This is a genomic window from Klebsiella sp. MS 92-3 (assembly GCF_000195655.1).
GTDB lineage: Bacteria > Pseudomonadota > Gammaproteobacteria > Enterobacterales > Enterobacteriaceae > Klebsiella > Klebsiella pneumoniae.
Window position 1 is genome coordinate 16,463 of record NZ_GL882787.1, and the last position, 8,374, is coordinate 24,836.

An 8,374-nucleotide genomic window follows, 5' to 3' on the forward strand; every position below is an offset into this window, starting at 1 on the left:
GTTTTTTTTTTATCAGGAGAAACGCAAAGCAATGACCTTCACGGACCTGGTGATCATCCTGTTTATCCTTGCGCTACTGGCCTACGCGATATATGACCAGTTTATTATGCCGAGGCGAAACGGCCCGGTACTGCTGGCCATCCCCCTGCTTCGCCGCAGTCGCGTTGACGGCATGATCTTTGTCGGCCTCACCGCCATTCTGATCTATAACAACATCACCCAGCACGGCACGGCGATCACCACCTGGCTATTATCTGCGCTGGCGCTGATGGGGCTCTATTTATTCTGGATCCGTACGCCGAAAATCATTTTTAAACCGCGCGGCTTTTTCTTCGCCAACGTGTGGATAGAATATCAGCGGATTAAAGAGATGAATTTATCCGAGGACGGTGTGCTGGTGATGCAATTAGAGCAACGGCGGCTGCTGATACGCGTACGAAATATCGACGATCTGGAGAAGATATACAAACTTCTCATTACAACTCAATGACTTAAAAATATAGCCGGCGCTATATTATTCCCGTTAGCAGCGGAGAAATATTATAGCCACGGCTATATTTCCCGCCTAACCTTATCTTTTTTATTAACTATTTTTTCACTTATAAATTTAAATGAAAATCGTTATCATTTGGTTATTAAAATAGCCCTCTTCTGTTATTGTTTTATATTCTAAAAATATGTTAAGGTTGCGCCCGTCGTTGGGGAGTAGCCGATTTCCTGCCCGCCAGGAAATGTACGTGTCAACATACTCGTTGCAAAACGTGGCACGTACGGGTTGAAGAGATTCAATCAGGCGAGACCATAGATACATCACTGCTGTACGTATTGCTCAGCCATTGAGCGGCTCCGCGTATGTTTACTGGGGGCAGCGATGTGTCATATGGATTATCCCCGGTCAGGACACGCACATGAATTTATCCGCTACCATTCTTCTCGCTTTCGGCATGTCCATGGACGCCTTCGCAGCCTCCATCGGCAAAGGCGCCACCCTGCATAAACCCAAATTTTCAGAGGCAGTACGCACCGGGCTGATTTTTGGCGCCATTGAAACCCTGACGCCGCTGGTCGGCTGGGGGCTTGGCATGCTGGCCAGCCAGTTTATCCTCGAGTGGAATCACTGGATTGCCTTTATTTTACTGGTGTTTCTCGGCGGGCGAATGATCGTCGAAGGTTTTCGCGACGACAGCGACGAGGCGTGCGAGGCGCCTCACCGACATGGTTTCTGGCTTCTGGTCACCACCGCCTTCGCCACCAGCCTTGACGCGATGGCCGTCGGCGTCGGTCTGGCCTTCCTGCAGGTCAGCATTGTGACCACCGCGCTGGCGATCGGCTGCGCCACCTTTATCATGTCGACGCTGGGGATGATGGTCGGTCGCTTTATCGGCCCGCTGCTGGGCAAACGAGCCGAAATTCTCGGCGGTATCGTGCTGATTGGCATCGGCAGCGAAATCCTCTGGAGCCATTTCGCCGGTTAAGCTTTACGCTTCGCGCTGCCAGCAGTGGATCATAAAATCGGTCTGGCAACCAAAGGTCGGCTGCTGACGCAGCGCGGCGTGCACTTCGGCTTTAGCCCGCCATGCGAACGGCGTCATCTGCAGCAGGGCCTGCGCTTCACTTCCCGTCAGGATCATCGGATAAGCCAGCTGCTGCTGAGCCTCCAGGCGGAACCCCGGCATCGCTTCCGTCTTCAGCTCATGCAGGCGAACTTCATCGTAAATCAGCCCTTTCAGCTCCAGTAGGTGACGGGGACCCGGCGTGGCGGTGATCACCCACCCGCCAGGCCGCACCACCCGCGCCAGCTCTTCGGCGTTGCAGGGCGCGTAAATGCGCACTACCGCGTCGAAGCTAGCGTCGGAAAATGGCAGGCGCTGGCTGGAGGCCACGCAAAAATTCACCTGCGGGTAGCGTTTTGCCGCCGCGCGGATCGCCGGCTTCGACACGTCCAGCCCCCAGCTGCGGCTGGCGATGGCGGCAAACGCGTGGGTGTAATACCCCTCGCCACAGCCGATATCCAGTAAATCCGTAGGGGCGTAATGTCGCAGCCGCTCAGCGATAGCATCCCGTAGCGGCTGATAATGTCCGGCGTCGAGGAACGCCCGCCGGGCCTGCATCATTTCGGCGCTATCGCCGGGATCGCGCGACCGCTTGAACTGCACCGGTAGCAGATTGACGTACCCCTCTTTCGCCAGATCGAACTGGTGCCGCTGCGGGCAGGAATAGTGGTTGTCGCTACGGCTGAGCGGCGCGTGACAAAGGGGGCAACTGTATGACATGACGGCTCCGGTGTTGCTGAAAGGGCGAAAGTGTAGCGCTATTCGCCCCTGCAGACCACTGTTACAGCGCCGGCCCCTGTGGGTGGCTATCGTGCATTACGATCAGATTCTCCGCCCCTTGCGGCATGCCGTCCGGCATGACGTTCTCCAGCCGCAGGACATCGCCCATGATCTGGCTGAAGACCGGCGCGGACACAGCGCCGCCGTAATAGGAACCATTGCTCGGATCGTTCATCACCACCACCAGCGCGAACTGTGGTCGACTGGCGGGCGCTACGCCGGCGGTATAGGCCACATACTTATCGATATATTTGCCGTCCGGGCCGATTTTCTTCGCCGTGCCGGTTTTTACCGCCACCCGGTAGTCGCGTACCGCCGCTTTGGTACCGCCCCCGCCCGGGAGCGCCACGCTCTCCATCATATGTTCCACGCTATGCACAATACTCTCCGGCATCACCCGCGTGCCCATCACCGGCGGATCGATGCGGGTAATCGACAGTGGTCGCGCAATGCCGAAGCCGCCGATGGTGGCGTAGACGTGGGCGAGCTGGAGCGGGGTGACCATCAAACCATAGCCGAAGGCGAAGGTGGCGCGATCCAGTTGCCCCCAGTAGCGGCGATGCGGCATCAGCCCGGCGCTTTCGCCGGTCAACCCCAGCCCCGTCGGTTCGCCAAAGCCGAAAGCTTTATAGGTATCGATCAGATGCTGCACCGGCATGGCGAGCGAGAGGTGGGACACGCCGGTATCGCTGGATTTCTGCAGGATCCCGGTCAGGCTCAGCTCCGGATAATAGCCCACATCGCGAATACGATGGCCATCGAGGACGAACGGATGGGTATCCACCACGCTGTCTGGCTGGACAATCCCCTGCTGTAGCGCAGTCATGATCACCAGCGGTTTGACCGTCGACCCGGGCTCGAAGGTGTCGCTGATGGCCCGGTTGCGAAAATCATCCAGCGTCGCGCTATCGCGATTGTTCGGATTGAAGTCCGGATAGCTGGCCATCGCCAGGATCTCGCCGGTATCAATTTTGATCAATACCGCCGCCCCGGACTCTGCTTTGTTCCAGCGGACGGCGTTGTCGAGGGCGTCTTCCGTCACCGTCTGCAGGCGTTCATCAATACTCAGCTGCAGATTATGCGCCGGAACCGGCGGCACTTCGGTAATGTTCTCAATGACATTGCCATGTTTATCTTTACGCACCAGACGTCGCCCGGGTTTACCGGTCAACTGGGCGTTAAAGCTTTTCTCCACCCCTTCGATGCCCTGATTATCAACATTGGTAAAGCCCAGCAGATTGGCAGCCACATGGCCCGCCGGGTAGAACCGTCGCGATTCATCGCGCAGGTAGACGCCCGGCAGATGCAGTTTATCAATCCACTCTGCCTGCTCGGGATTGATCTGACGCGCCAGATAGAGAAAGCGAGCGTGGGGATGACTCTGTACCCGCTGAGCCAGCTCTCCGAGGTTGAGGTGCAGCGCTTCGGCCATCGCCTGCCAGCGGGGCCCATAGCCCACACCGCCCTTCTCCATAGTGGTCTGCGGGTCGATCCAGATAGCACTGACCGGAACGCTCACCGCCAGCGGCCGTCCTTCCCGGTCGCTGATCATCCCCCGCTCAACCGCTACGGGTTCTTCGCGCAGGGAGCGCATATCTTCTTGTTTTACCAGGTTATCGGGGGAGATAATTTGTAGCCAGCCCACGCGGACCAGCAGCAGCCCCAGACAACCGAGAATGGCCACACACAGTAACCCGAAGCGAATCGGGGTGAAACTGGCGGCGGACTTCGTTTTTTTCTTTAGCACCATAGCTCCGGCATTGTTTTGCAACCAACTGATTTAACAGAAAATTAGCAAAACAGACTGCTACACAATGCTAATAAAGATGAGTATTTGCAACAAGACGCGACGGGAGGGGGAAAAATGACATGCTTTGCAATAAAAATGCAAAAGCCCCGCGCAGGCGAGGCTTTTATACAAGAAGAGTGGTCTTGTATCAGATAGCAGTTACGTTAACTGCAGCCGGACCTTTCTGGCCGTCCTGAATTTCGAACTCAACGTTCTGGCCTTCAGCCAGAGTTTTGAAGCCGTTACCCTGGATAGCGGAGAAGTGTACGAACACGTCTTTGCTGCCATCAGCCGGAGTAATGAAACCAAAACCTTTAGACTCGTTGAACCACTTAACTTGACCTTTAATCTTTGCCATTTGCAAAATTCCTTAGACTGTTTTCTTCGCCTGCTGGCGTTTACCTAGATAAAACTGACACATAACTGCATGAGGCACTAATTTAAGGTTCGGCAGAGAAGCGGTATTCAACGACAACGTGTTTACTCAGGACTTCTTTACTGAAAATGCCACACATAAACAGAACTGTACCTCGTTTAACCCGAAACGTGTTATCACACACTACGTAAATAATGGCAAGCCATTTTTAAACGTGTCTCGATCGTTCGCACAAATTATAAGGTAATCATTTGATCGCCTGCACATTTATGCGTCTTTGCCGCCCCTGGCAAGGCGCTACAGCATCAGCCAATATCGCCCATTCGTTGCCTCATTACTGCAACTTTTTTACCATAGCTCAACAACTTCGCTTCGTCCAGGTATGTCCGTACACGAACTGCTGTAATGTAAGCGTCTGGTGGGCAACGGTGAATATTGATGCGCATAATTCGTTATAACTCCAGGCTAAAAATCGCTAAGCCGTGCCAGTGTAGTGATAATAAAACCTGTTAGTCGTCACGCTAAAAATAGTGCTAATTCTGCACCTTAATAATGAAAAAAAGATGACAGTGTCACGTTACCCAACAATAAACGCGGCGAGAATGACTTTATTTACAGCGTGTAATAAAGAGGATATTGCACTAAGAAAGGAATAATGGAATAAGAATAAGATATTACCGCCCGCTATCATGCAGGTGCGCATCTTATGATGCACACCTGTCGGGCGCCTTAACGTTCAGCTACCAGGCGGATAAACTCATCCTCCCCTTTCGCCTTGCCGGCGACGGTCGGCTCAGCCACATCCTCTTTCTCTGGCGCATTAGCTTCGCACAGGCGACGTAACAGCGCATTCTGCCGCTTTTGCTGATCCAGCAGCGCTTGCAGCAGCTCTATCTGCTCATTGGCCCGCGAACTGGCGCGGTTGACGAAGAACCATAACAACAGACCGACAAGCAGCAGCGCCACGGACACAGCCAGCGATGCCAGATTTAAAATCCCAGGATTTAGTAACTCACTCATTTCACCACCTCAAAGAGAAGGCGTTCATTCTACCACCCGCGGCGCAGAAGGAAATCAGTCGGCAGAAAAATGTCTTACCACGGAATAAATTTATTAATAGTGCAAATGCCGCTGAAAAACTGAACATCCTGGTCGCACATTACGTTAAGCATCTGAGTCCACAGCAACAGGCAGCCTGCTATGATGACTATCAGTAAAACCCACCGTAATTTTTTCACTCCACTCTCCGCATCAGTACGCAATGTCGCCAGGATAGCACGGCCTTCTTAAACCGCGGCTAACTGTATTACGAAAGGTAAGTTTAGGAATCATCGACTTGTTTCAAAACGTGTTCGTGTCAAAATCAAGCCAGGGATCATACAAATAATGAGGCATCAATGCGATTAATCATTCGTACTATTATCTTGGTGGCTATCTTATGGATTGGCGTATTATTGAGCGGTTATGGGGTGTTATTCCACAGTGAGGAAAACGTCGGCGGTCTGGGTCTTAAGTGCCAATATCTCACCGCCCGCGGAGTCAGCACCGCACTTTATGTTCATTCCGACAGCGGAGTGATCGGCGTCAGCAGTTGCCCTCTGCTGCGTAAAAGCACAACCGTGGTTGATAACGGCTAACATCGAACCGGCGATCGCGACGTAGCGCCGCGGTCGCCAACCCCGTTATCCGCCGCCTCAGAACGGATAGTCGTTGTATCCCATTTGTTCAGAAATCTTACGCGCCGCCTGGTGGAGCATCGCCACGTATTCATGCAAGCGTTCTTCAGAGAAACGTAGCGTTGGGAATGAGATGCTCAGCCCGGCGATGACCACGCCGAAACGGTCAAACACCGGCACGCCAATGCAGCGCAGCCCCTCTTCCTGTTCCTCATTATCCTCGCCATAGCCCTGCTCGCGAACGCCATCCAGCACTTTTAGCAACTCCTCGGTGCTGGTAATGGTCCGCTCGGTGCTGCGCTTATACTCCACGCCGTCGAGGATCTGCTCCACTTCGCTGCGATCGCGCCATGCCAGCAGCACCTTGCCAATCGCGGTACTGTACAGCGGGTTGCGGCGGCCAATACGCGAGTACATCCGCAGGTTATACATCGAGTCAATTTTATGGATGTAGACGATACTGTCTTCATCCAGCGCCCCAAGATGGATGGTCTCTTTCGTCAGTCGCGAAAGTTCGCGCATCTGAATATCGGCGCTGCGCACCAGGTCGACGTTCTGCAGCGCGCGCGCGCCCAGTTCGAACAGCTTGAGGGTGAGAGAGTATTTCTCAGACTCTCCTTCCTGTGCCACATAGCCCAGTGATTTCATGGTCTGTAAAAAGCGATAAACGGTGCTTTTCGACATCATGACGCGCTGGGACAGTTCGGTAATGCCAATTTCACGCTCTTCACCCAGCGCCTGTAGGATGCCGAAAACCTTCAATACCGAAGAGACAGAATCTGGCTGTTTATCCAAATCTGCACCTGCCATTTATCACCTCGTCGTAACTGTTTTATAAAAATTAGAACCGGTTTTTATTATAAATTCGCCGCCTCTGAGCCGCAATCATTCTTCTGCCACTTCGTTACAAATCTGCGACATACTGCGAATTAATCAATGCTAAACTCATCATTCAAAAAACCGTTTCATTTAAGACTCATATTCACCATGGATAAAAATTCTTCTGATGGCGTGCCGTTGCCGCAACGCTATGGCGCCATTCTGACCATCGTGCTTGGGCTGACCATGGCCGTGCTTGACGGGGCTATCGCCAACGTCGCGCTGCCGACTATCGCCAGCGATCTCAACGCCTCACCGGCGGCTTCAATCTGGATCGTTAACGCCTACCAAATCGCCATTGTCATCGCCCTGCTGCCGCTCTCCTTCCTCGGCGACATGGTCGGCTATCGGCGTATCTATAAGATAGGCCTGGTGGTGTTTATCTTTACCTCGCTGGCCTGCGCGCTGTCGCGTAGCCTCGAAATGCTAACCTTCGCCCGCGTCGCGCAGGGATTGGGCGGCGCCGCGCTGATGAGCGTCAACACCGCGCTGATCCGTCTGATTTATCCGCAGCGCTTTCTTGGTCGCGGCATGGGCATTAACTCTTTTGTCGTTGCCGTCTCTTCGGCGGCCGGCCCGACTATCGCCGCAGCGATCCTCTCCCTCGCCTCATGGCAATGGCTGTTTTTAATAAACGTGCCTCTCGGCATCGTCGCCTTTATTCTGGCCATGCGCTTTCTGCCGCCCAACAGCGCGCGCAGCAAAATCATCCGCTTCGATCTGCCGAGCGCCATTATGAATGCCCTTACCTTCGGGCTGCTGATCACCGCCCTGAGCGGTTTCGCCCAGGGGCAGTCCACTCAGCTGGTGCTGGCGGAGGTCGCCGCTATGCTGGTGGTGGGGTTCTTCTTCGTTCGCCGCCAGCTCACGATGCCCGTCCCCCTGCTGCCGGTCGACCTGCTGCGTATCCCACTCTTCTCTCTCTCTATCTGCACTTCCATCTGCTCCTTCTGCGCGCAGATGCTGGCGATGGTCTCCCTGCCCTTTTTTCTGCAGTCGATGATGGGGCGCAGCGAAGTGGAGACTGGTCTGCTGCTAACGCCGTGGCCGTTAGCGACCATGGTGATGGCGCCGCTGGCCGGCTATTTGATCGAGAAATGTCATGCCGGGCTGCTGGGGGCTGTCGGCCTGCTGATTATGGCCTGCGGCCTGTTCGGCCTGGCGCTGCTGCCCTCGTCGCCCTCCGATCTGGATATCATCTGGCGCATGGCGCTGTGCGGCGCCGGCTTCGGGCTGTTTCAGTCGCCGAACAACCATACCATCGTCGCCTCGGCTCCGAGCCATCGTAGCGGCGGCGCCAGCGGCATGCTGGGGGCCGCCC

Annotated in this window: 10 protein-coding genes and 1 pseudogene; 4 read left to right on the forward strand and 7 right to left on the reverse strand. The window is 54.6% G+C overall.

Translation table 11 applies throughout. The annotated features are described in order from the left end of the window. Positions 1-31 precede the first annotated feature (31 nt). Both HMPREF9538_RS17585 and mntP read left to right on the forward strand, forming a co-directional pair. The gene (locus tag HMPREF9538_RS17585) at positions 32-490 is read left to right on the forward strand and encodes a DUF986 family protein (RefSeq protein ID WP_002910920.1); all 459 of its coding nucleotides are present in this window, start codon (positions 32-34) and stop codon (positions 488-490) included. A 418-nt stretch (positions 491-908) separates the two neighbouring features. Beyond that, the gene (gene mntP, locus HMPREF9538_RS17580; protein ID WP_009484665.1) at positions 909-1,475 is read left to right on the forward strand and encodes a manganese efflux pump MntP; all 567 of its coding nucleotides are present in this window, start codon (positions 909-911) and stop codon (positions 1,473-1,475) included. Between the two features lie 3 nt (positions 1,476-1,478). Here the strand turns inward: mntP and rlmA are convergent, their stop codons facing one another. The 6 genes and pseudogenes from rlmA to mgrB all read right to left on the reverse strand — a co-directional run bounded on the left by rlmA (position 1,479) and on the right by mgrB (position 5,736). Next, on the reverse strand, positions 1,479-2,273 hold the full coding sequence (gene rlmA, locus HMPREF9538_RS17575) for a 23S rRNA (guanine(745)-N(1))-methyltransferase (RefSeq protein ID WP_002910922.1): 795 nt from the start codon (positions 2,271-2,273) through the stop codon (positions 1,479-1,481). Positions 2,274-2,334: 61 nt separating this feature from the next. Further along, positions 2,335-4,083, reverse strand: a complete 1,749-nt coding sequence (gene ftsI, locus HMPREF9538_RS17570; RefSeq protein ID WP_002910924.1) for a peptidoglycan glycosyltransferase FtsI — start codon at positions 4,081-4,083, stop codon at positions 2,335-2,337. Between the two features lie 187 nt (positions 4,084-4,270). Next, complete coding sequence (cspE, locus tag HMPREF9538_RS17565; RefSeq protein ID WP_001062678.1) at positions 4,271-4,480, reverse strand: transcription antiterminator/RNA stability regulator CspE; 210 nt, start codon at positions 4,478-4,480, stop codon at positions 4,271-4,273. A gap of 85 nt (positions 4,481-4,565) precedes the next feature. Next, positions 4,566-4,637, reverse strand: a pseudogene (locus tag HMPREF9538_RS29705) (DUF2627 domain-containing protein); the annotation flags it as partial. A 590-nt stretch (positions 4,638-5,227) separates the two neighbouring features. Then, the gene (locus HMPREF9538_RS17555; protein WP_002911374.1) at positions 5,228-5,518 is read right to left on the reverse strand and encodes a YebO family protein; all 291 of its coding nucleotides are present in this window, start codon (positions 5,516-5,518) and stop codon (positions 5,228-5,230) included. Between the two features lie 74 nt (positions 5,519-5,592). After that, positions 5,593-5,736, reverse strand: a complete 144-nt coding sequence (mgrB, locus tag HMPREF9538_RS29715) for a PhoP/PhoQ regulator MgrB (protein WP_002911375.1) — start codon at positions 5,734-5,736, stop codon at positions 5,593-5,595. 159 nt (positions 5,737-5,895) lie between these two features. On the opposite strand from mgrB, the gene HMPREF9538_RS17545 reads away from it, so the two are divergent. After that, the gene (locus HMPREF9538_RS17545) at positions 5,896-6,135 is read left to right on the forward strand and encodes a YobH family protein (RefSeq protein WP_004145533.1); all 240 of its coding nucleotides are present in this window, start codon (positions 5,896-5,898) and stop codon (positions 6,133-6,135) included. 57 nt (positions 6,136-6,192) lie between these two features. Here the strand turns inward: HMPREF9538_RS17545 and kdgR are convergent, their stop codons facing one another. Continuing rightward, on the reverse strand, positions 6,193-6,984 hold the full coding sequence (gene kdgR, locus HMPREF9538_RS17540; RefSeq protein ID WP_002911378.1) for a DNA-binding transcriptional regulator KdgR: 792 nt from the start codon (positions 6,982-6,984) through the stop codon (positions 6,193-6,195). A gap of 177 nt (positions 6,985-7,161) precedes the next feature. Between kdgR and HMPREF9538_RS17535 the strand changes: the two genes are divergently transcribed. Beyond that, positions 7,162-8,374 (forward strand): MFS transporter (locus HMPREF9538_RS17535; protein WP_009484668.1); only part of this gene is annotated, 1,213 nt, incomplete at its 3' end.